The organism is Ewingella americana ATCC 33852, assembly GCF_000735345.1.
Taxonomy (GTDB): domain Bacteria; phylum Pseudomonadota; class Gammaproteobacteria; order Enterobacterales; family Enterobacteriaceae; genus Ewingella; species Ewingella americana.
In genome coordinates this window covers 13,728-36,462 of the sequence record NZ_JMPJ01000041.1, presented here as the reverse complement: position 1 = coordinate 36,462, position 22,735 = coordinate 13,728, and the positions used below count along the sequence as shown (strand labels likewise).

The 22,735-nt window shown below is 55.5% G+C and carries 15 protein-coding genes; 2 read left to right on the top strand and 13 right to left on the bottom strand.

The window, feature by feature from the left end:
- The 5 genes from GEAM_RS07620 to chaB form a co-directional block, all read right to left on the bottom strand.
- The gene (locus tag GEAM_RS07620) at window positions 1-1,053 is read right to left on the bottom strand and encodes an ABC transporter permease (protein WP_034790168.1); all 1,053 of its coding nucleotides are present in this window, start codon (window positions 1,051-1,053) and stop codon (window positions 1-3) included.
- Window positions 1,053-2,621 carry an ABC transporter substrate-binding protein gene (locus GEAM_RS07615; protein WP_034790166.1) on the bottom strand — a complete coding sequence of 523 codons (1,569 nt, stop codon included), beginning with the start codon at window positions 2,619-2,621 and terminating at the stop codon, window positions 1,053-1,055. Before GEAM_RS07615 ends, GEAM_RS07620 begins: the two co-directional genes overlap by 1 nt.
- 221 nt (window positions 2,622-2,842) lie before the next feature.
- Window positions 2,843-5,065 carry a TonB-dependent receptor gene (locus tag GEAM_RS07610; RefSeq protein ID WP_034790165.1) on the bottom strand — a complete coding sequence of 741 codons (2,223 nt, stop codon included), beginning with the start codon at window positions 5,063-5,065 and terminating at the stop codon, window positions 2,843-2,845.
- Between the two features lie 163 nt (window positions 5,066-5,228).
- Window positions 5,229-5,918 (bottom strand): gamma-glutamylcyclotransferase, encoded by a 690-nt coding sequence (locus GEAM_RS07605; protein ID WP_034790163.1) that lies wholly within the window; start codon window positions 5,916-5,918, stop codon window positions 5,229-5,231.
- Window positions 5,919-6,242: 324 nt separating this feature from the next.
- Window positions 6,243-6,476: a putative cation transport regulator ChaB gene (gene chaB, locus GEAM_RS07600; RefSeq protein ID WP_034790161.1), complete on the bottom strand. Its 234-nt coding sequence runs from the start codon at window positions 6,474-6,476 to the stop codon at window positions 6,243-6,245.
- A 596-nt stretch (window positions 6,477-7,072) separates the two neighbouring features.
- Between chaB and chaA the strand changes: the two genes are divergently transcribed.
- Window positions 7,073-8,173: a sodium-potassium/proton antiporter ChaA gene (chaA, locus tag GEAM_RS07595; protein WP_034790159.1), complete on the top strand. Its 1,101-nt coding sequence runs from the start codon at window positions 7,073-7,075 to the stop codon at window positions 8,171-8,173.
- Window positions 8,174-8,252: 79 nt separating this feature from the next.
- Here the strand turns inward: chaA and phoH are convergent, their stop codons facing one another.
- The 8 genes from phoH to putP all read right to left on the bottom strand — a co-directional run bounded on the left by phoH (window position 8,253) and on the right by putP (window position 17,894).
- Complete coding sequence (gene phoH, locus GEAM_RS07590; protein WP_034790157.1) at window positions 8,253-9,041, bottom strand: phosphate starvation-inducible protein PhoH; 789 nt, start codon at window positions 9,039-9,041, stop codon at window positions 8,253-8,255.
- A 62-nt stretch (window positions 9,042-9,103) separates the two neighbouring features.
- On the bottom strand, window positions 9,104-9,520 hold the full coding sequence (locus GEAM_RS22605; protein WP_072009878.1) for a hypothetical protein: 417 nt from the start codon (window positions 9,518-9,520) through the stop codon (window positions 9,104-9,106).
- Between the two features lie 263 nt (window positions 9,521-9,783).
- Window positions 9,784-11,052 (bottom strand): chloride channel protein, encoded by a 1,269-nt coding sequence (locus GEAM_RS07585; RefSeq protein ID WP_034790155.1) that lies wholly within the window; start codon window positions 11,050-11,052, stop codon window positions 9,784-9,786.
- A 94-nt stretch (window positions 11,053-11,146) separates the two neighbouring features.
- On the bottom strand, window positions 11,147-12,250 hold the full coding sequence (locus GEAM_RS07580; protein ID WP_244956624.1) for an N-acetylmuramoyl-L-alanine amidase: 1,104 nt from the start codon (window positions 12,248-12,250) through the stop codon (window positions 11,147-11,149).
- A 220-nt stretch (window positions 12,251-12,470) separates the two neighbouring features.
- Window positions 12,471-13,790, bottom strand: a complete 1,320-nt coding sequence (efeB, locus tag GEAM_RS07575) for an iron uptake transporter deferrochelatase/peroxidase subunit (protein WP_034790152.1) — start codon at window positions 13,788-13,790, stop codon at window positions 12,471-12,473.
- Window positions 13,791-14,007: 217 nt separating this feature from the next.
- Window positions 14,008-15,147, bottom strand: a complete 1,140-nt coding sequence (efeO, locus tag GEAM_RS07570) for an iron uptake system protein EfeO (RefSeq protein ID WP_034790151.1) — start codon at window positions 15,145-15,147, stop codon at window positions 14,008-14,010.
- A gap of 98 nt (window positions 15,148-15,245) precedes the next feature.
- A complete protein-coding gene (gene efeU / locus GEAM_RS07565; RefSeq protein WP_034790150.1) occupies window positions 15,246-16,094 on the bottom strand; it encodes an iron uptake transporter permease EfeU in 849 nt (282 codons plus the stop codon).
- A 315-nt stretch (window positions 16,095-16,409) separates the two neighbouring features.
- Window positions 16,410-17,894, bottom strand: a complete 1,485-nt coding sequence (gene putP, locus GEAM_RS07560; protein ID WP_034790149.1) for a sodium/proline symporter PutP — start codon at window positions 17,892-17,894, stop codon at window positions 16,410-16,412.
- A 417-nt stretch (window positions 17,895-18,311) separates the two neighbouring features.
- Here putP and putA point away from each other — a divergent pair, with 417 nt between their 5' ends.
- The gene (putA, locus tag GEAM_RS07555) at window positions 18,312-22,283 is read left to right on the top strand and encodes a trifunctional transcriptional regulator/proline dehydrogenase/L-glutamate gamma-semialdehyde dehydrogenase (RefSeq protein WP_034790148.1); all 3,972 of its coding nucleotides are present in this window, start codon (window positions 18,312-18,314) and stop codon (window positions 22,281-22,283) included.
- Window positions 22,284-22,735 lie beyond the last annotated feature (452 nt).

Here is a 22,735-nt window from a genome sequence, read left to right as displayed (position 1 = left end):
TTATCGGGTTCGCGGGTCAAGAAGGTAAGTCAGGGCATCCGCCAGCGCATTGAGCAGCACGAAACAGGTGCCAATCAGCAGCGTCGCGCCAAGGATAGCTGGCGTGTCGGCAGCAAACAGCGCGGTGGTCAGATAGCGCCCAACGCCCGGCCAAGCAAATACCGTTTCGGTTAATACCGCCCCTTCCAGCAGGCTGGCGTAGGAGAGCGTTAACACGGTAATAAGCGTACCCAAAACGTTAGGGAAGACGTGACGCAGCAGCACGCGGCCCCGGCCAGCACCCTTCGAGCGCGCCAGAATCACATACTCTTTGTTCATTTCGCCCAGCATCGAGGCGCGCAGCAGGCGCGTGATCCCTGCCATCGAAAGCAGTGCCAGCACGGTCACCGGCAGCCACAGGTGGCTGATGGCGTTGAAGAACATCTCGCGATCGCCGGACAGCCAAGTATCAATCAGCACAAAACCGGTTTTTGGCTCCATGCTATAGAGATACACATCGTCCAGCCGCCCCGGCCCACCGGCCCAGTGCAGTACGGCGTAAAACAGCAGCAGCCCTAACAGACTGAGCCAGAAAATCGGCACCGAATAGCCGAGCAGCGAAATCAGCCGCGCGGTGTTATCCAGCCAGCTTCCCGGTTTCCATACCGCCAGCAGCGCCAGCGAAATACCGAAGAAAGCGCCGAAGATAATGGCACAGGTGGCCAGCTCCACGGTGGCTGGGAAGGTGCGAGCCAAATCACTGGCTACCGGCTGCGCGGTGATGCGCGACATGCCCATATCGCCGTGAGCCAGATGCTCGATATAACGCCCAAACTGCACCGGAACCGACTGATCCAACCCGAGATCTTTGCGGATCTGGGCGTAAGTCGATTCGCTGGCGTGGTCGCCAGCAACTTGCAGCGTGGGGTCAATCGGCGCGAGGTGGGAAAGCGTAAAGGTAAACGCCAGCAGGCCGAGCAGCGTCAGCGCTAGCGAAACCAAGCCGGTCAGCAGACGGCCTGACCAGCGCCAACCCTGCCGGACGAATCCGGCGGGTGTTGAACTATCTGTCATTACTTAGTGACCTTGCTGTAGAAGACCATGTCAGGGTTGATGCCCTGCACGTAGCCCTGAATGTTGTCACGCACGGCAATCAGGCTCTTGGCCTGCAAACCAATCACGAACGGCGAGCTTTTCTGCACTTCTAATTGCAGTTTGCGGTAATCCGCCACGCGTTTAGCTTGGTCAGGCTCGGCGGTCGCTGCCAGCGTCAGTTTGTTCAACTCTGGAATTGACCAGTTGGCGCGCCATGCCAGCGTTTGGCCACCGTTCTCTGCGTTGTAGGCAAAGGCCGAGGCGTTGGTGTTCGGGTCAAAGTAGTCCGGGCCCCATGAAGACATGTAAGCGTCGTACTCGTGCGCTTTAACCTTGGTGGAAATCTGCTGGCTTAGGCCCGGATCCAATTTCACCGTCACGCCGCCCTGCGCGAAGCTCGCCTGCAAGGCCTGAGCGATGTCCAGATACGGCGGCTGGTTAGAGGTCGAAATGGTGAAGGTGACGTTTTTCAGCCCCGCTTTTTCCAAGATGGCTTTGGCTTTTGCCGGGTCGTAGGTGTACGGGTTGTCATTCAGCGAGCCAAGATAGCCTTCTGGCAGGAAGGCCTGATGCACCTGGAAGGTGTCTTTCATCAGGTCGTGGGCGATGTGTTTGTAGTCAAACAGGTAGCGAGCGGCTTCCCAGAACGCAGGGTTGCCCAAGGCTGGAGAAGCTTTGGCGTTAAATTGCAGGAAGTACAGGGACGCGTAAGGGATAGCCAGCGGCTTAACGCCCTTTTTGCCTTCCAACGCGGCCATTTGGTCTGCGCCGAGGTTACGCGCGATATCAGCATCGCCCTGCTCAATCAGCAGGCGGCGAGCGGCCGGGTCCGGCACGTTTTTGATCAAGATGGTTTTCAGCTTAGGCGCACCCTCTGGCGAAGTTGGGTTGGCGTCGAGCACCACCACTTCATGCGGCACATAGGTGCGGATTTTGTACGGGCCGCTGCCTGCGGAATGGCTGGCCAGCCACTCGTGACCAAGGTCGGTACCTTTGGCGTTTTCTTTCACTTGCTTGCTGTCTACGATAGAAGAAACCGGCGCAGAGAGCAGGCTCAGCACGAAGTTCGGGCTAACGTTGGCGGTCCAGCTCACCTTCACGTGGTGATCGTCAACCTTGGTCAGGAAGCTATCGACGTTTTTCTCATCCCAACCAAGTTGGGTCAGCACGAAGGATGGCTCGAGGTTCAGCTTCACCACGCGAGACAGGGAGAAAATTACGTCGTCGGCGGTCAGCGGGTTGCCGCTGGCGAATACTGCTTTCGGGTCGAGGGTAAAGGTCAGGCTGCGGTTGTCTTTGCCTGCTTCCCACGAGGTCGCCAGCGTCGGTTTCAAATCAATGGGGTTGTTCGGGTCAGACTGCACTAAACGCTGATAAATGTTGTTGAACGCCTGCACGGTGGTCAGCTCAAAGCCCTGCGCCGGGTCGAAGCTTGACGTGTCATCGATAGATTGCGCAATAACCAAGGTATTCGCTGGTGTAGCGGCCTGAACGGTGAAGCTGGCCGCGATGGCAGCGAACAGAACGGAAGGGATAAAGGCTTTCATGGTGATGACTCTCCAACATAGCGAAATTGCTAATAATTTCCTGAGTGTATGTGAGTCACTAACTCACAAGAAAGTCGTTTAACGACTAACCTTATGCTTTTATCGCATAAGATTATGAGTATGGTTATTAAAGCGGCGTTTAGCCAAATGTTCAGTATCAAAGTGCGGTGAAACGCTAAGAAATGCGCGGCCTCCCCCACATGCGAGAGAGGCCTTGAAGGTTAGAAGTCGTAAGTGGCGGAGAGTTTAAACTGGCGCGGCGTACCCTGCGTCAAATAACCGCCGGTGGCCGACGCCCAGTAGTTCTCATTGGTGACGTTTTCCAGATTGGCGCGCCACGTCAGGGTGTGTTCCTGCATCGGCATGGCGTAACGCACGCCGAGGTCGAGGCGAGTCCAGGCATCCAGTTTTTGGGTATTGGCTTCATTGAGATATTGCGAGCCGGTGCGGATCACCTTGCCGGTCAGCGTCACGTTCTGCACGCGCGGAACATCCCACTCGCCGCCGAGCACGACCTGATAGTTCGGCACGCCAATGGCGTCATTGCCGCCATTCAGGCCGCCGTTGGTGTCCGTCAGCTCAGGCTTGAGCCACATGGCACTGCCCAGCAGGCGCACGCCGTACATCGGCTCACCAAACACGCTCAACTCAACGCCACGGTTGCGCTGCATGCCGTACAGGCCATATTCGCGCGTCACGCTATTGGTATAAGCAGCCGGCTTTTTGATTTCAAACAGCGCCAACGAGCCGCCGAGGGTGCCGAAATCAAACTTAGCGCCGACTTCATTTTGCTTCGAGGTAATGGCTGGGAATACCTCGCCCGTGTTGACCGCCGTACTTGGCGCCGGGTCGCTCGGCTGAAGGGCTTCAATATGGTTGGCATACAGCGAGACGTGCTCCCACGGCTTGACCAACAGCCCGTAAGCCGGAGTGACCTTGGTGTCGTCGAAGGCCGCACTCTGCACACCCTCATAGGTGTAGCCACGGGTGAGCACCTCTTGGCGGCGCGCCCCGAGCGTCAGCAGCACTTTGTCATCTAACACACCCAAGGTGTCAGATACCGCAATGCCACTGCTGCGGCTGCGGTTACGCACTTTTGGGTCATCCATATGGCCGCCGGTAAAGCTGGTTGGCGGGTAGTTGATTGGCTGAGGATCATAGAGGCTGAAAGGCCCGCGATCGGCAGTTTTCGGCATGGTGTAGCTGGTGCGAGTCTTCACATAGACGCTGGAGAAGCCGACGTTAACCTTGTGCGACACAAAGCCGGTGTCGAAGTCGCCGCGCAGCCCCGCCATGGTGGAGATGCGGTCGGCGAAGTAAGGCACGCTCAGGCGGCCTACGGTGCCATTTCCATTCACATCAGTAATGGTTGGCGAGGCGTAATCACCGGTTTCGTGCGCATGACTGGCACCCAGTCCGGCGTAGGCCGTCCAGTGGTCGGTGAGGTCATACTCCCCTTTCAACATGCCGAATTCGTTCTCAGTATGGGTATTAGACCAAGGCTGGGCGTAGTTGAGCGTTGCCGAGGGGGCGTCAGGAATTTTGGTCAGCGTTGGGCTGACGTAGACCGGCGGACGGCCATTGCCCACTACCTGCTTCTGGTAGCCAAGGTCGAGGGAGCTGCGGAAACGATCTCCGCGATAGTCCAGCCCGACTGAGCCGAGCGTGGTGCGGCGATATTCGTCGTCCACCGCGGCATCCCCTTCGCGGTGTAAGGCGTTGACCCGCACGCCCCACTGGTCGTTGTCGCCAAAGCGGCGACCGACGTCAATGCCGGTGCCAATCTGCGAAGAGCTGGTGTAATCCATGGTGACGCGGGTTAATGGCGTGGAAGGCGCGTGTTTTGGCTCGACGTTAATCGCGCCACCCACCCCGCTGCCGCTTGGGCTAACCCCATTGATAAAGGCGTTGGAGCCTTTAAACAGCTCGACGCGGTCGGCGAAGTTGGTGGCGACCACCTGACGCGGCAGTACGCCGTACATGCCGCCGTAGGAGATATCATCGCCATTGAGCGCGAAGCCGCGGATCATAAAGGCTTCGGAGAAGTTGCCGTAGCCGTAGCCGCTCTGCACCGAGGCATCGTTACTCAGCACGTCGGCCAGCGAGCGCGCCTGCTGGTCCTGAATCAGTTTGTCGGTAAAGCTAATCACGTTGAACGGCACGTTTTTGGCATCCTGCTCGCCCAAGATCCCCAGCCTGCCGCCGTTCGCCACCCCGCCGTCGAGATAAGCTGGTACCGGGGTGTTGCCCCCCGCTTTGAAGTCATCCGCCACGGCGGTGACAGTCAGCGTATCTTCACCCTTTGGGCTGGTTGTGCTGTCTGGTTCCGTTGTCGCAGGCGCGGCGGCATAGGCCAGCGGGCTGGCGATAGCCGAGCAAATAAACACAGATAATAAGCTACGGGTCATGCGACCCGCGGGTGGTGAGCGGTGTGACGTTTGCATAGAGGTTCCCCAATCAACAAAAATGAGAATGCCAATGATTCTCATAAAGATTGGGATTATGCGTATTGACTGCTCAAATGCAATAAAATTGGCAATAAAAAACCGCCGTCAGATAAGCATCTTGCGGCGGTTTATTGAGTCGCGTGAATGGCGTCAAAAAGTCTTAGCCGAGGCCGGGAACCCCTTCAGCCGGAGAGACGGCGAGCAGCATGCGCACCTGATTCACCAGCTCGCTCATGCAGTCATCGCGCATGCCGTAGGTTTGCAGCTCTTTCTCCAGCGCGAACAGGTATTGCGCGTTGGTGCCAAGCGGCCCACTGGCCTTGGCAATCAGCGGGGCTATCACCTGATAGGAGGTGTCAGCTTCAAACAGCGGGTGTGCCGGGTCCATGATGAACACCAGCGCGGTCACTTTGCGTCCGTCGTCGAGGTCCAGCTCGCACCATGTCGGGCAGTAACAGCCGGTGACCATCTCACGCTTCCACAGCAGTTCCAGCTCTTCGCGCAGCTTCTCTTCCGGCAGGCGGAAGGCCAGTCCGGTGGTGCGGCCCCCCTCTTTCAGCGCCAGCATGCGGCCGGGCTGGGAGTGCGTCCCACGCCCTGAGGTCAAACGCAGGCAGAAAGCGCGGTGATAGCCGTTGAGCGTCGCCGGGCGAGCCTCGTCGGAGTCAAACACCGGGTTCCACATCAGAGAGCCGTAGCCGAATATCCATACCGGGCTATTGTCCGGGCGTCGCGCCAGCGTGCAGTCGAGCGAGGCGGAACGTTGTTCGGAGGTCAATAACATCGACTCGTCGATGCTGCCGAATGCTGTTTTGCAATCTGCGTTACGCAGAAAATCTCGGGTTAACATTCATCGCCTCCTTCAAAACCACTGCTTATAGAACTTGCCATACTGTTGACGCTGTTTTCTCCGTTATTGCGCTTTATTCCTTTTCGTCACGGCGAAAAAGGAAAAAAACATAAGAATTTCTTTATGTCGTTAATAGTTCAAACCTTATGCGTTTCTGCGTCAGCAATCAAGATTGAAGGTGATCACAAAACGAAAATATGATGAACATTTAGTGAACATTGATATAAGAGCGGCACAAATCAGAATAAAGCGCAGAATGGATGAAAAAGAAAACCCGGCGCGATGGCCGGGCGAAATGTTTTCAGCATCTGAATAAAGGATTTTTTATTTCTTTTTGGGATGCCATTTATCATCATCCCCTTTCTGATAACCGTGCTTAACCGCCGCCCAGGCTACCTTGTGCGCGGTTTCCTCGCGGCTGTCATCGCCCTGTCTATCTTTAGATTTAGCATACTCATCCCACGCGCTATTAAAGGCTTCTTTATAGATGTCCTGAGCATGGGGCGGCAGCACATTTCGTACTGAATCCGGTAAAGATGATCGGTTGTCATAAGGCATTTCCAGTCTCCTTGTTAGTCGTCTGGGTTATTTGATAAAGCAACAAAGTCTAAAAAGCGCAATTTTTGCTGCTTTGATCGGCGTTTCATCACCCGTTTTGCTACACAACAAAGTCTAGCTGCTACGCTAAATAGGGTTATAGGTGATCCTCTGATAAGACCGATGGTGCTGAAAATGATAAAGATAATTCAGTTAACGTAAAGCAGCGTAAGCTCAGACTGGAAATCCAGTGAAAAATGGGGTTATTTGACGACTCAGATGAAAAACCTTCATCATAGCCATAAGCCCGACTTATCCAATTAACTCATTGTTTTAATGGAATTAAAAAATCACAAAAAGCACATCTTCATAACTTAATTAGCGCCTTATATTAAGTTATAGCCGGTAAAATCGCTGTCTTGTGATTTTTAATTACCAAACCATGGTTATATCTATCAATTAAGTCCTTTTTCTTATATAGTGAACGAGTTAACGCGCCATGGCATGACCCGTTTGTCGTGTTCAATGACGCGTTCTTTGCTGGCAGTGAAAACACTGCTGTTTCGTGAAGCCGGTTCGTCCGAGCCACGTAAGTTTTGCACAGGAGAATAATCATCATGGTGTCATCTCAGGAGCATCCGAAGCATAAATCCCGCCATCAAGAATATTCACTCGTTTTCCCTATTGCTGCCTTATTAGTCTTAGTCTTTTGGAGTGATAGCAGCAACTTCCTCGCCGTCGTCGGTATCAACGCCATCGCACTGGTGGGTATTTTGGCCAGCGCCTTTAGCGTCGTGCGCCACGCCGACGTCCTTGCCCACCGCTTAGGCGAACCTTATGGTTCACTCATCCTCAGCCTGTCGGTGGTTATCCTTGAAGTAAGTCTGATTTCCGCGCTGATGGCGACCGGTGACGCCGCCCCCGCGCTGATGCGAGACACGCTGTTCTCGATCATCATGATTGTCACCGCCGGTCTGGTGGGCTTCTCTTTATTGCTGGGTGGCCGTAAGTTCGCGACTCAGTATGTCAATCTGGGCGGTATCAAACAGTACCTGATGGCGATTTTCCCGCTGGCTATCATCGTGCTGGTGCTGCCTGCCGCCCTGCCAAACGGTAATTTCACCACCGCACAGGCGCTGATTGTTGCCGTGATTTCCGCCGCCATGTATGGCGTGTTCCTGCTGATTCAGACCAAGACGCACCAAAGCCTGTTCATTTATGAACATGAAGATGAAGGTGAAGAAGATGGCCACGGTAAGCCTTCCTCCAAAAGCAATCTGACTCACACCCTGTGGCTGATTGTCCATTTGGCGTTGGTTATCGCGGTGACTAAGTTCAACGCTAACCCGCTGGAAGAGCTGCTGACCGAGCTGAACGCCCCGGCGCAGTTCACCGGTTTCTTGGTCGCCCTGCTGATCCTCTCCCCTGAAGGTTTGGGTGCGTTGAAAGCCGTGATGAAGAATCAGGTACAGCGCGCGATGAATCTGTTCTTTGGTTCGGTGCTGGCGACCATTTCCCTGACCGTACCTGCGGTGACGCTGATTGCCACCCTGACCGGCCAAGAGCTTATCTTCGGTCTGGATCCGGCAAACATCGTGGTGATGCTGTCAGTGCTGATCCTGTGCCAAATCTCCTTCTCTACCGGCCGTACCAATGTATTAAACGGCACGGCTCACTTGGCGCTGTTTGTGGCTTATATGATGATAATCATGCTGTAAGCTGGCTCCAGATAAAACGAAGGCCGCCTCAATTCACATTGGGCGGCCTTTTTTATTGGAGACAGGTGCGAGGGAAGAATTAAGAGTAAGCGTGCAGGGTGCGTTTACACAGCTCTGAACGCACGCAGTCCTCTTTACCAAACTGAATGATGCCAACCATCTCGTCTTCTTCGAAGCGAGACATTGCATCGCTAAGCCCTGATACTACCCCACGCGGTAAATCGCATTGGGTAACATCCCCGTTAACTATCACCGTCACATTTTCACCGAGACGGGTCAGGAACATTTTCATTTGGCTGGCCGTGACATTCTGGGCTTCGTCCAGAATAACCACCGCGTTTTCGAAAGTACGCCCGCGCATATACGCGAAAGGTGCAATTTCAACCTTACCTATTTCCGGTCGCAGACAATATTGCATGAATGATGAACCCAGACGACGTAATAAGATGTCGTATACCGGACGGAAATAAGGTGCGAACTTCTCAGAGATATCGCCGGGCAAGAAACCGAGGTCTTCGTCGGCCTGCAATACTGGGCGGGTAACAATAATCCTATCTATCTCTTTATGTATTAATGCCTCGGCAGCTTTCGCCGCGCTGATAAATGTTTTGCCACAGCCTGCTTCACCGGTAGCAAAAATTAACTGCTTATTCTCTATGGCTGATAAGTAATGACCTTGAGCTTCAGTTCGTGCCTGGATTGGAGAGGTATCGCGAGAGTCGCGCGCCATTCCAATCGATTCCACACCGCCCATTTGGATTAAAGAGGTCACAGATTCTTCCTCACGTTGGCGGTGACTGCGTGAATCACGACGAATAACACGTTTCGCTTCACGACGAGCTTTGATCACTTCTTTCTGTCTTCCCATAGTGGCACCTTACAGTTTGATTCACTTAACGCTAAGGCATAGGCCCGCACGGTTATGTTTCACTAACAAATGAGGTTTTGGTCTCCTTTTAGACCAAGTTGAGCCAATGAATAACGTGAAGAGGAAAATAACGTCGGGTGATTAATAAATGAGCGCCCTGCTATTTTCTTTAGACATACTGTCTGTTCACGAGGAGGCATTGTCATTAATGACAAACCGCTGACCTTCAAAGCATTGGAGCCAGTTAAACGGCCAGACAAATAGCCAGTTGGTTGCAGTGTAAGTGTGGGGTCAGTTAAAGAACGGAGGCGCTGTTGTGTGGTTAAAAAATCACGGAATAATAAAGGAGTGGAAGAAGTCTTGTCGGTTAATATCAGAGAGTCGAAGTCTTGGCCCTCGTTTGCTTTTAAGCAGTGACAACGAGTGGAGAGGTGTAAATATGTTTTCTTATTACTCAGCCCAAAATAGGACTTTCTCATTCGCGATCCCCGCTGTGATATTTACGGCCTTGGCCGCTCACCGAGTAAACTTTTTAGTCCTGCTCAACTCAACTTAATTATTTGAAGCTACTGAGCGTTAACTAAAAAGTACCGCCTGATAATGACAGTATAGTGACAGCTGCCATCTTTGCTACGAAATTTCATTACTAACCTGTTACTGAAATGTAAGAAAGTTTGTTGGGAAGGTCAATAGGATCTTTCACGATCTAAAAAAGATCCTACCGCCCTTTTGCCCGCGCTGATTAACTCTTTTTAGCTTCGAAAGCCTTGGTACAAAGGCTCTGTACCGCGATTGAACCTGTTACCGCGAATAAAATTGGGATTAAAAAATCATGCCCGACGCGGGTAAATTCCATAATTAATACCACCGCCGTCAGCGGCATTTTCATTGAAGAGGCTAAAAAGGCCGCCGCGCCAATAATCGCGAAAGCGCCAAGTGAGGTGCCCGGCCAATAAATATTCCACAGCCCGCCCAGCATGCAGGCCAGCAATGCGCCATTGGACAGCCCCGGCGTCAGTAACCCGCCCTGCGCGCCTGCTCGCAGCGTGCTCCAAGTGATTGCCACTTTCGCCACCAGCAGCAGCGCCGCCAGCCCAATGGTTATCTGATTGTCAAAGCTGATTTGCGCCGGGCCTTTGCCGTTGCCCAATAACTGCGGCAGCCAACCGGCCAAAATGCCGATAATGGCGAAGTTAATCAGGTTGAGCACAATCAGTTTGGCATCGCGCGGAGCCTGCCCCTTGGCCTTGTTGGTCAAGCGCGTGAACCAGTAAGCCGCAAAGCCGAACACCGGCCCCATCACCACCGACCAGACCAGCAGCGACGGCGTGATATCCAGCGGCATCAGGTGGTACTGCGACTCATTGCCCAGCCCAATCCACGCCACCAAGGCGGCGATAGAAGAGGTACAGATCGCTGGAAGCAGCAGCTGCCAGCTAAACGCGCCCAGCAGCACTTCCAACACAAAGACCGCCCCGCCGAGCGGCACGTTATACACCGCCGCCAGCCCCGCGCCTGCACCACAGGCAATCATAATCTGGGTTTCACGCACGGTGAGATCAAAACGCTGGGAGAGCCAGTTGGCGGAGATTGCGCCGATTTCGCGCGGCGCGACTTCGCGGCCCAGTGGCGACCCCAAAGCCACGGTGATGATTTGCAGCAAGGCGTGAACCGTGGTGCTGAAAAATGGCATATTGGGTTTATCAGATTTCACCGCCGCCGCGATGCTCACCAGCGGCTTACCCCAGCGATAGAGCGCCCACCAGCCGATCCCTGCCACCAAGCCACACACCACCAGCACGGCGAAGCGCCGCCCGTGCGTCGCGGCGGTCACTCCCTGCAAAAAGCTTTCATCGCTGATAATCGCGTTCTGGCTGTAGCCAAACGCCCAATGCTGGATGCTATGAAGAATGAGCGCCAGCATCATGCCGCCTAGCCCAGCTAAAACGCCGGTGGCGACCGTGGCAAGGGTTAAGCGCCAAATCGGGCTGGAAATTTGTGTCTGACTCAACTGTTCTCTCCGTAATTTGGCCTAAGGTACTGCGCCAATGAGTAAATTTTTTAGCTTACTCATTCAATTTACAAGAAAACGGTTAAACGGCAGGTCAGCTCAGCAGATTATTTTTCTTTTCATTGAGGAAATAACTGTTGATCCCCTCGGCCAGCGCACGGGCCATCTTCTCCTGAAATACCGGCTCGCCGAGCAGCTTCTCTTCATGCTTATTGGTGATAAAGGAGGTTTCCACCAGCACCGACGGAATGCGCGGAGACTTCAGCACCGCAAAGCCCGCCTGCTCGGGGTGCGGGCTGTGCATATGGTGAACCTTGATAATGTTCGACGCCAAATGGCGGCCAAAATCCAGGCTGCGGCTGATGGTTTCGCGCTGGTCGAGGTCAAACAGCGTCTCCTTCAGATAAGGATCGTCGGTTTTGAAATCATCGTCATACAGCACGTCGACGCTGTTCTCACTCTGCGAAAGGTAGCGCGCCATGGCACTCCCCGCGCCGTGCGGCGACAGCGCAAAGACCGAGGCCCCCGAGACATCATCACTGGTAAAGCCGTCGGCGTGAATCGAGATAAACAGGTCGGCCTCATGCTGGTGCGCCAGACTCACCCGATGGTACAGCGGGATAAACACATCATCTTGCCGCGTCAGCACGGCATGAATGCCATGCTCCTGATCTAACAGGGTTTGCAGTCGTTTGGCGATGTGCAGCACCACGTGTTTTTCATAGGTGCCTTCATTGCCAATTGCCCCCGGATCTTTACCGCCGTGGCCGGGATCGATCATCACCAGCAGCGGCTTCTTGGCGGCAACCGGCGCGGCGGCGTTTGGCAAAGCCTGACTGACGGCCCCACTCGGCAGGCTAATACCGACTTGCAACTGGCCCGCCGTCTTGGTGCGCTGCAAACGCGGCGTGGCGCTCAGTTGCAGCACGATTCGGGTAATTTGCGGCGTGAAATGGGCAATCTGGGTGTGAACCAGCCACGGGAATTTTTGCTTTAACACGGTCAGCGAGTGGATAAGCGCCGGAGGAAAAGCCTCCATCGGCACATCAATCACCACCCGCTGCGGGTTGTCGAGGGTGAAGACTCGACTGCGTTTATCAGCAGACGGAATGGTGACGTTGATTTGCGCGGCGTCAGAGGTCAGCGAGACCGGCACGGCAACAGATTTGGCATACACGCGTGGCGCAGTGAGTGCCATGCCAACACCCAAAATAAGCAGTTTTCGGCGCTGATGATTGATGGTCATAAACAGGGTTTCCTCGGACGTCGTAACGACTTAGCATCATGACATTCCTCAGATTTTTATGAATTAGCAGGAGTATTAACAGGCGGTGAATTCGGTAACGAGGCGTAAGAAAATGAAATCTATCCCCCTTTCTCCTGACAGAGCTAAGGGGGATATTCTGCGGTTTGCTGAATTATGCTTCGATCAGCGACTGCCCCAAATAGTGCTTCTCATCCTGCACGCCGGGCAGCGTGAAGAAGAAGCCGCCGCCAACCGGGCGAATGTACTCCTCCAGCGGCTCGCCATTAAGGCGTTTTTGCACCGCGAGGAAGCCTTTCTCCAAGTCGTGCTGGAAGCAGACAAACAGCAGCCCCATCTCCAGCTGTCCTGAATTGGTCACCCCCAGCGAGTAGCTGTAGCCGCGACGCAGCATCAGACTGTCATCGGTAGCTTTGGTGCGCGGGTTAGCCAAGCGAATGTGGGCATCAAGCGGAATCACCTTGCCGTCCGGGTCTTTGCTGTAATCGGGCACGTCGTGCTCTTTTGCCATTCCCAAAGGCGCGCCGCTGTGTTTTTGGCGGCCAAAGATGGTTTGCTGTTCTTGCAACGGCGTGCGGTCCCAGAACTCGACGTGCATTGGGATAATGCGCATTGCCTGATAGCTGCCACCCACCGCCCACGCAGGTTCGCCCTGCTCTGGCGTCACCCAGATGGCTTTATCCATCAGCGGCGCGTCTTTGGTGTCCGGGTTGGCGGTGCCGTCTTTAAAGCCCAGCAGGTTGATTGGCGTCTCTTTGCCTTGGCTGCGCGCGGCGTGGGAAGAGATAAAGCCGTCGCGACGCCAGCGCACGCTGAGCAGGTCCGGCGTGTACTTGATGATGTCGCGCAGCGCGTGGATCACCGTGTCACTGTTGTTGGCGCAAATCTGTAGCAGCATGTCGCCGTGGCACAGTTTGGCGTCCAGCGAATCGTTCGGGAAACGCTCCATGCGTTGCAGCTTCAGCGGCTTGTGCGCAGCGAGGCCAAAGCGCTGGTCAAACAATGAATCGCCGACGGAGAGCGTCATGGTCAGGTTGTCCGGGTAAATCTCAGGCCCCATTACGCCTGAATCCATCGGCGGGAATTTCGGGTCAACTTCTGGCGCAGTGCCTCCCGTGGTGAGGAAGTCGAAACGGGTGGTCAATAAACGGAACAGCCGCTCAAGATCCGCCTTGTTGGTCGCCAGCACGTCAAAGGAAACCAGCATCATCGACGCCTGTTGTGGCGTCAGAATCCCGGCCTGATGCACGCCGTGGAAAGGCTGCTTGCTCCAGCGCTCGTCAGGAGAAACCGTGCCCGGCTCATAGCCCGGCTTCGACCCCGTGGTCTTCGACGCCTGCTGGTTTTCAACACCGGCCGCCGCCGCGCCGCCAAGGGCCAACACGCCCCCCATCAAACCGACGCCTTTCAACAAACGTCGGCGCGAGGAGGAAACATCCTGAGATTCAGGCGCTTTGTCGTTTTTGTCACTCATTGCTTTGCCTCAACAAACTCTACTGCTTGCCACTACGCGAAAGGAGCGCCGTGGCGCTCCTTTATTGTGATATTTCAAACGCCTAACTTGCACTTCCCCAAAATAATTCGTGTCGCAGGAAGGCGGCAACCGAAGGAACCCGATGAGCTGACACAGGTCAGTGATTCGGGTAACTAAGGGCAGCCAACGCACCTGCGGCGCGAAGTATGCAGAGGAATTAATCGAGGCCCAACACGCCACGTAACTTCGCCAGATCTTCCGCCAGCGTGGTGATCGGCCCTTTCATCGCAATGCGGTCAGCGTCGGTCAGCTTCTCATAGCTCTCGTAACCGTCTTTGGTTTTGTATTTATCCAACAGGGCATCGACGGTCTTGAAGTTCGCGTCAATTTTATCCAGCAGCGGCTTGTCGGCTTTTTCGAGCAACGGGCGCAGCAGGTTGACGATTTTCTGCGAACCATCAAGGTTGGCGCGGAAGTCCCACAGGTCGCTGCGGCTGTAACGATCTTCTTCACCGCTGATTTTGCTGGAGGCCACTTCTTCGATCAGGTCCGCCGCACCGCCAACCACTTTGTTCGGTGGGAAGGTCAGGTCAGTGATACGTTTTTGCAGATCCTGCACGTCGGTGTAGAGCTTATCAGCATAAGGCTCGGTGCCTTTGGTGGTTTTATCCGCGAAGAGGATTTTCTCCAGACGGTGGAAACCGGTGAATTTCGGGTCTTCGGCTTTCTTCTCAAAATCGTCTTCACGGGCGTCAATGCTGCTGTCGAGGTCAGAGAACAGCTCGGCGATTGGCTCAATGCGCTCGTAGTAAATGCGGGTTGATGCGTACAGAGATTGCGCCTGTTTCAGGTCGCCTTTCTTAATCGCGTCAGTGAACGCTTTGGTGTGGGAAACCAGTTCACCCACTTGCTGAGTCACATAGACTTTATATTCCGCGATTGGCCCAACCAGCGCCATGGCGTCAGGTTTGGTGGCGGTGCTTGCGCCTTCGCTGGTCACCGTCAGCTTGCCCTTCGGGTTGCTCAACAGGCCGCAGGTCATGTCATATTCGCCCGGCTCCAGATTTGCCGTCATCTTCTGGGTAAACCCCGGCGCGATGTTCTCACGCTCTTCCACCACCATCACGCCTTTGAGGATCTCCCACTCCAGCCCTTTCTGGCTGGCGTTGTGCACCACAAACTGCGTTTTACCGGCAGGTACGGTCAGTGACATTGGATCACACTGCTTATCGTTTACCGTGATTTTGACTTGTGGAATATCCGCCGCCAGTGCGTTGGCGCTCAGGCCGAACAGCGGCAAGGAGAGCAGAGCAACCTGCAAGGCAGTACGGCGGAACAGCGTGTTTGACTTGGACATCGGGTAACACCCCTATTAAAGGCGCCCTGTTAAAGGCGGTTGTTAAAATTATTAAATCACTGTTATTAAAGAAATTGTTTTTAAACAGACTGTTGCGCTTAGCGCTGGGTCTTCTGGCCCGCGGCAGGTGCAACCACCGGCTGTTTCCCCTGTGGCAAGAAGAACAGAATCAGTGCCGGGATCAGGTAGAGGAAGTAGACCGAAACTTCGCTGACGGTCGGCGCTTCCTGATAACCAAACATGCCTTCCAGCAAGGTGCCGAACAGCGAATGCGTCGACAGCACGTTGCTCAAGTCAAAGGCGATGTCCTGCATGCTGTTCCACAGACCGGCTTCGTGGAAGGCGCGAATAGCTCCGGCGGCCAATCCCGCAGCCACAAACAGAATGAACAGGCTGGTCCATTTGAAGAACTTGGCGAGGTGCAGCTTCACGCCGCCGTAGTAAATCAGGAAGCCCAGCACCACGGCGGCGGCCAGACCCAAAATCGCCCCGATTGGCGCGGCAATGCCGACATCCTGCTGGAACGCCGCCAGCAAGAAGAAGACCGACTCCAGCCCTTCACGCGCCACGGCGAAGAACACCATCGCCACCAACGCCCAGCCCTGTCCGCGACCTGAGTTCAGCGCGTTATCAATAGCCCCTTCCAGATGCACTTTGATAGAGCGCGACACCTTGCGCATCCAGAACACCATGTACGTCAGGATGCAGACGGCAATCACCGCCACGATGCCTTCAAACAGCTCTTGCTGCTTCTGCGGGAATTCGCCGGTGGTTTCGTTGATGAAGATGCCCAGTGCCAGACAGAGCGCGGCGGCGATGAAAACGCCAATCCACACCACGCCAAGCCACTGTCCGCGCTGGGTGCGCTTGAGGTAACTGGCTATCAGGCTGACGATTAGCGCGGCTTCAAGCCCTTCGCGAAACATGATGAGAAAGGGGACGAACATAGCTGACACTCCGGGCACCGAGGTGCTGAAAACAAGAATTACCCGCCTTCGCAATGCCCGCTAACCGCGCGGATCCAAGGGAAAGCATGTAAAGATAAGTAAAAATGAAAACGATAGTGATTATCATTCCTGCAAAAATAAAAACAAGTGGCTACCCGCGCTTTTTTGCGCCAACTGTCGGCTTTTAGCAGGAAATTTTATTGCTGATTATTTCAGAGAAAACGCCAGAAAATGGCTGAGATAAAAAAGAGCGGAGCCGGTTTCCCCGCTCCGCCCTCTCACTTAGGCGTAATGTTCAATACAAAACGTCGGCGATTAGACGGTTTTGTACTCCGCCTCTGCGGCGTTGAAACGGTTTTCAACCGCGATTGAAGGTTTGCGCCCCATCAGGCTCACCGCCCAGATGGCGATGGAAGCAAAGATAAAGCCTGGGATGATTTCGTACAGATCGAGCCACGCATACTGTTTCCAGATAAGCACGGTCGCCGCGCCCACTACCATCCCGGCCAGCGCGCCGTTACGGGTCATGCGACGCCACATCACTGAGATCAGGATAACCGGACCAAATGCCGCGCCGAAGCCTGCCCACGCATAGCTCACCAGCCCTAACACGCGGTTATCCGGGTTCGCCGCCAAGGCAATCGCCACCAGCGCCACTACCAGCACCATCACGCGGCCAATCCACACTAACTCAAACTGGCTGGCGTTTTTACGCAGGAAGGCTTTGTACAAATCCTCGGTAATGGCGCTGGAGCACACCAGCAGCTGGCAGCTCAGGGTACTCATCACCGCCGCCAGAATTGCCGACAGCAGCACGCCCGCCACCCACGGGTTAAAGAGGATTTTTGCCAGCTCGATAAACACTCGCTCGCCGTTTTCCGTCACGTTTCCAGCCTGCGCCGGGTTGTTGTTGAAGTAGGCGATGCCAAAGAAGCCCACCGCGATGGTGCCCGCCAGACAGAGGATCATCCACGTCATACTGATGCGACGGGCGCTGCGAATGGTGCGGTGAGAGTCAGCGGCCATAAAGCGCGCCAGAATGTGCGGTTGGCCGAAATAACCCAATCCCCAGCCCAGCAGCGACAGAATTGCCACCAGATTCATGCCTTTAAACATATCAGTGTATTCAGGGTTTTTGGCCTTGATCACCATCATCGAGGTATCAATGCCGCCGACCGCCAAGATTACGATAACCGGCGTGAGGATCAGCGCGAAGATCATCAAGCTGGCCTGCACGGTGTCGGTCCAACTGACCGCCAGAAAACCGCCGATAAAGGTGTAGATGATAGTCGCAGCAGCCCCGGCCCACAGCGCGTTGGCGTAGGTCATGCCGAAGGTGCTTTCAAACAGGCGCGCGCCAGCCACGATGCCAGAAGCGCAATAAATAGTGAAAAACACTAAAATCACGATGGCCGAGATAATGCGCAGTAACTTGCTGGAATCTTCAAAACGGTGGGTGAAGTAGTCTGGCAGGGTTAGCGCATTGTTGTTGGCTTCGGTATGCACCCGTAAGCGCCCCGCCACCAGCTTCCAGTTGAGATAAGCGCCAATTGTCAGGCCGATGGCAATCCAACTTTCTGATATTCCAGAGATAAAAATCGCGCCCGGCAAGCCCATCAGCAGCCAGCCACTCATGTCCGAGGCGCCGGCTGATAGTGCTGTCACCACGCTGCCCAGACTGCGGCCACCGAGAATATAGTCGTCGAAATTCTTAGTGCGCAGATAGGCAATCAGCCCTATCAGAATCATTCCGAAGATATAAACGCAAAACGTCACCGCCATTGGTGTATTCATTGTCATGCAAGTTCTCCACTTGTAATTTTCAATCTGTAAATCCCCTGTCTGCTGATATGCCTCTGCGGGCCGTTTTATGGGTGAAAAATATCAGCGTAAAAATCCAATTCGGCAGGATAGTTATCGACATAAACCGCAATTACAAGATTTTTAACATGCCAGTCACATGAAACTGGTCACCAGTCACATTTATTATGATTACGGGTTGCACCTTGCATTGCGCGCAGTTGTACCGCCCACAACTCCCGTCAACCAACGCCATTAGCGATCCCCGTCACAGCTAAAAATGTTAATAATTGAGCCAGATTTAGCATTGCTGCACATCATGCAATTAACAGGGTTGCACAAAGTTGCAACATAGAAGATATTGCTGCTCAGAAAACATCAACGATTGCCCTATCAGGCTGACTTATGGAGTGAAAGATGGGAATGACGACAATGGGCGTGAAGCTAGACGAAGCGACACGTGACCGTTTGAAAGTGGCCGCGCAGGGTATTGATCGCACGCCACACTGGTTGATTAAGCAGGCTATTTATTCCTATCTGGAACGCCTGGAAAATGGCGATGCCTTGCCGGAAATCCCTGCGCTGAACGCGACGGGTATCAGTGACCATGAGGAGCAACCTGCCCTCAGCCTGCTGGAAACTCACCAGCCATTCCTTGATTTCGCCGAGCAGATTTTGCCGCAGTCGGTTAACCGTTCGGCGATCACCGCCGCCTACCGTCGCCCAGAGCCAGAAGCCGTGTCTATGCTGCTGGAGCAGGCCCGCCTGCCAGCGGATATGGCGCAGGCCGCGCACAAACTGGCCTATGACCTCGCCAGCAAATTGCGTAACCAGAAAAGCGCCAATGGCCGTGCCGGTATGGTGCAGAGCCTGTTGCAGGAGTTCTCCCTCTCCTCGCAGGAAGGTGTGGCGCTGATGTGTTTGGCCGAAGCCCTGCTGCGTATTCCGGATAAACCAACCCGTGATGCGCTGATCCGCGACAAAATCAGCACCGGCAACTGGCACTCGCACCTTGGCCGCAGCCCGTCGCTGTTCGTCAACGCGGCGACTTGGGGTCTGTTATTCACCGGCAAACTGGTGGCGACCCACAATGAAGCCAACCTCTCCCGCTCGCTGAACCGTATTATCGGTAAAAGCGGTGAGCCGCTGATCCGCAAAGGCGTGGATATGGCGATGCGCCTGATGGGCGAGCAGTTCGTCACCGGAGAAACCATTGCCGAAGCCTTGGCTAACGCGCGCAAGCATGAAGAGAAAGGCTTCCGCTACTCTTACGACATGCTGGGCGAAGCGGCCCTGACCGAGAAAGACGCGCAGGCCTACCTGCTCTCCTACCAGCAAGCTATTCACGCCATTGGTAAAGCCTCGAATGGCCGGGGTATTTACGAAGGCCCGGGCATCTCTATCAAGCTCTCCGCCCTGCATCCGCGCTACAGCCGCGCCCAGTATGAGCGCGTGATGGACGAACTCTACCCGCGCCTGCTGTCACTAACCCTGATGGCGCGCCAGTACGACGTTGGCATTAACATCGACGCCGAAGAAGCGGACCGTTTAGAGATCTCCCTCGACCTGCTGGAAAAACTCTGCTTCGAGCCTGAACTGGCGGGCTGGAACGGTATCGGCTTCGTGATTCAGGCTTACCAAAAACGCTGCCCGATGGTGATTGATTACCTGACCAATCTGGCCCAGCGCAGCCGCCGTCGCCTGATGATCCGTCTGGTTAAAGGGGCCTATTGGGACAGCGAAATCAAACGCGCCCAAGTAGACGGCCTTGAGGGCTACCCGGTCTACACCCGCAAAGTCTATACCGACGTCTCTTATCTGGCCTGCGCCCGAAAACTGCTGGCGGTGCCAAACCTGATTTACCCGCAGTTCGCCACCCACAACGCCCATACGCTGGCGGCGATTTACCAGTTGGCGGGCAACAACTACTATCCCGGCCAGTATGAATTCCAATGCCTGCACGGCATGGGTGAGCCGCTGTACGAGCAAGTGGTGGGCAAAATTGCCGATGGCAAGCTGAACCGCCCGTGCCGTATTTATGCCCCAGTCGGTACTCACGAAACCCTGTTGGCCTATCTGGTGCGCCGCCTGCTGGAAAACGGGGCAAACACCTCCTTCGTTAACCGCATTGCCGACGCCACCCTGCCATTAGACGAGCTGGTCGCTGATCCGGTGAAAGCCGTAGAAACGCTGGCCGCCAGCGAGGGTCAGGTCGGCCTGCCGCATCCGCGCATTGCGTTACCGCGTCACTTATATGGTGAAAAACGCGTCAACTCTTCCGGCTTGGATATGTCCAACGAGCACCGTCTGGCCTCCCTGTCCAGCGCCCTGCTCAGCGGCGCGGCTCAGCCCATCACCGCGCAGCCAATGATTGACGCCCAGTTAGATGAAGGTCCGTTCATTGATGTGGTAAATCCAGCCGAGCCGACAGACGTGGTTGGGCAAGTCCGCGAAGCCACCGAGGGCGAAGTTAGCCGTGCCTTGGACGCCGCTGCCGCCGCTGGCCGTATCTGGTTTGCGACACCTCCCGAAGAGCGCGCTGCAATCTTGCAACGTGCCGCAGAATTGATGGAGGGCGAGCTACAAAGCTTGCTTGGCGTGCTGGTACGTGAAGCCGGAAAGACCTTTAATAACGCTATTGCCGAAGTGCGCGAGGCGGTCGACTTCCTGCACTACTACGCGGGTCAGATTCGCGAACAGTTTGACAACAACACTCACCGCCCGCTGGGCACCGTGGTGTGTATCAGCCCGTGGAACTTCCCGCTGGCGATTTTCAGCGGCCAGATTGCCGCCGCCCTCGCCGCGGGTAACAGCGTGCTGGCAAAACCTGCCGAGCAGACCCCGCTGATTGCCGCTCAGGCCGTGCGCATCCTGCATGAAGCCGGCGTTCCAGCTGGCGTTCTGCAACTGTTGCCGGGCCAAGGCGAGACCGTAGGTGCTCAACTGGTGAATGACGAACGCGTCCGCGGCGTGCTGTTCACCGGCTCCACCGACGTGGCTGGCATCCTGCAACGCAGCATCGCCGGGCGTCTGGATCCGCAGGGCCGCCCTGTTCCGCTGATTGCTGAAACCGGCGGTCTGAACGCGATGATCGTTGACTCCTCGGCCTTGACTGAGCAGGTGGTCACCGACGTGGTCGCTTCCGCCTTCGACAGCGCGGGCCAGCGCTGCTCTGCTCTGCGCGTGCTCTGTATTCAGGACGACGTGGCCGAGCACACTCTGCAAATGCTGCGCGGCGCAATGGCCGAATGCCGCATGGGCAACCCTGAGCGCCTGTCGACCGACATCGGGCCGGTGATTGACCAAGAGGCCAAAGCGGGCATTGAGAAGCACATCGACGCCATGCGCGCCAAGGGCCGCAGCGTGTATCAAGCCGCCCAGCAGCAAGGTGAAGATCAGCAGGAGTGGTCACGCGGCACCTTTATCCAGCCAACGCTGATTGAGTTGGAGAGCTTCGACGAGCTGAAGAAAGAGATCTTTGGCCCGGTGCTGCACGTGGTGCGCTATGCACGTCAGGATCTGGATAAGCTGGTCGACCAAATTAACGCAGCCGGTTATGGCCTGACACTCGGGATCCACACCCGTATCGACGAAACCATTAACCGCGTGACGTCGAAAGCTAACGTCGGCAACCTGTATGTGAACCGCAATATGGTTGGCGCGGTGGTTGGCGTGCAGCCGTTCGGCGGCGAAGGTCTGTCGGGTACTGGCCCGAAAGCCGGTGGCCCGATGTACTTGTATCGCCTGCTGTGCAGCCGCCCACAGGAAGCCGTGGCGCAGACCTTGAGCGTACAGGATAAAACCCTGCCGCTGGACGTCACGCTGCGCGAAGCCCTGTTAGCGCCGCACCGTGCGCTGCAACAGTGGGCCGTGGAGCAGAAAGATGAATCACTGGCCGCGCTGGCGGAACGCTTCGCTCTGACGGCTCAGGGCGGCACCGTTCGCACTCTGCCGGGCCCAACGGGTGAGCGCAACACCTACGCCCTGCTGCCGCGTGAGCGCGTGCTGGCGCTGGCTGATAATCAGCAAGACGCGCTGATTCAGCTCGCCGCCATCACCGCCACCGGCTGCCGCGTATTGTGGCCTGAGGCAGCGCTTCAGCGCGACCTGTTCAAACAGCTGCCAAAAGCGGTTCAAGAACGCGTCGATTTCGCCAAAGAGTGGCAGACCGCCGCGCCTGAGTTTGACGCGGTTATCTACCACGGCGACGCCGATCAGCTGCGCGAGCTTTGCCAGACCATCGCTAAACGCGCGGGTGCCATAGTGTCAGTCCAAGGTTTCGCACGAGGTGAGGATAATATCCTGCTGGAACGCCTGCTGATCGAGCGTTCACTGAGTGTTAATACCGCGGCTGCGGGGGGAAATGCCAGTTTGATGACGATCGGGTGATCGTCGGGCACCTTTGGGCTGGCTGCCCAAAACCCGCTTTAAATCTTTAAGGTCAAGGTCAAGGTCGTGGGCTCGCCGCCCACACCGCTCAAACCTTGCGTAGCCACGCAAACTAGCCTTTTTAAGGTCAAAACCGTGCGCTGCCGCCACACCGGCCTTGAGGGGCGCCTATCGCCGCGCCCCTCAAGACTCCCCGGCTCTTCACTACGCGCTCCGCTCGCTGGGCGGACGTGTTTCAGATACACCTGTTCTCCACCGCAAAATGCCGCCGCTTAGGCGGTGCCTTCGCGGCGGGATTCAAGCCTTAGGTCTTGAACCTCTTGCTCAGCGTCATTTTTGACTGCGGTTTTGGGGCATTTCAACCGTGCCGTTTCAGGGGGGCTTGTCTTGGGTTTGGGTTTTGCTCCTTCTCCTCTCAGAGGAGAAGGCAGGGATGAGGAGTGGTTTAATAC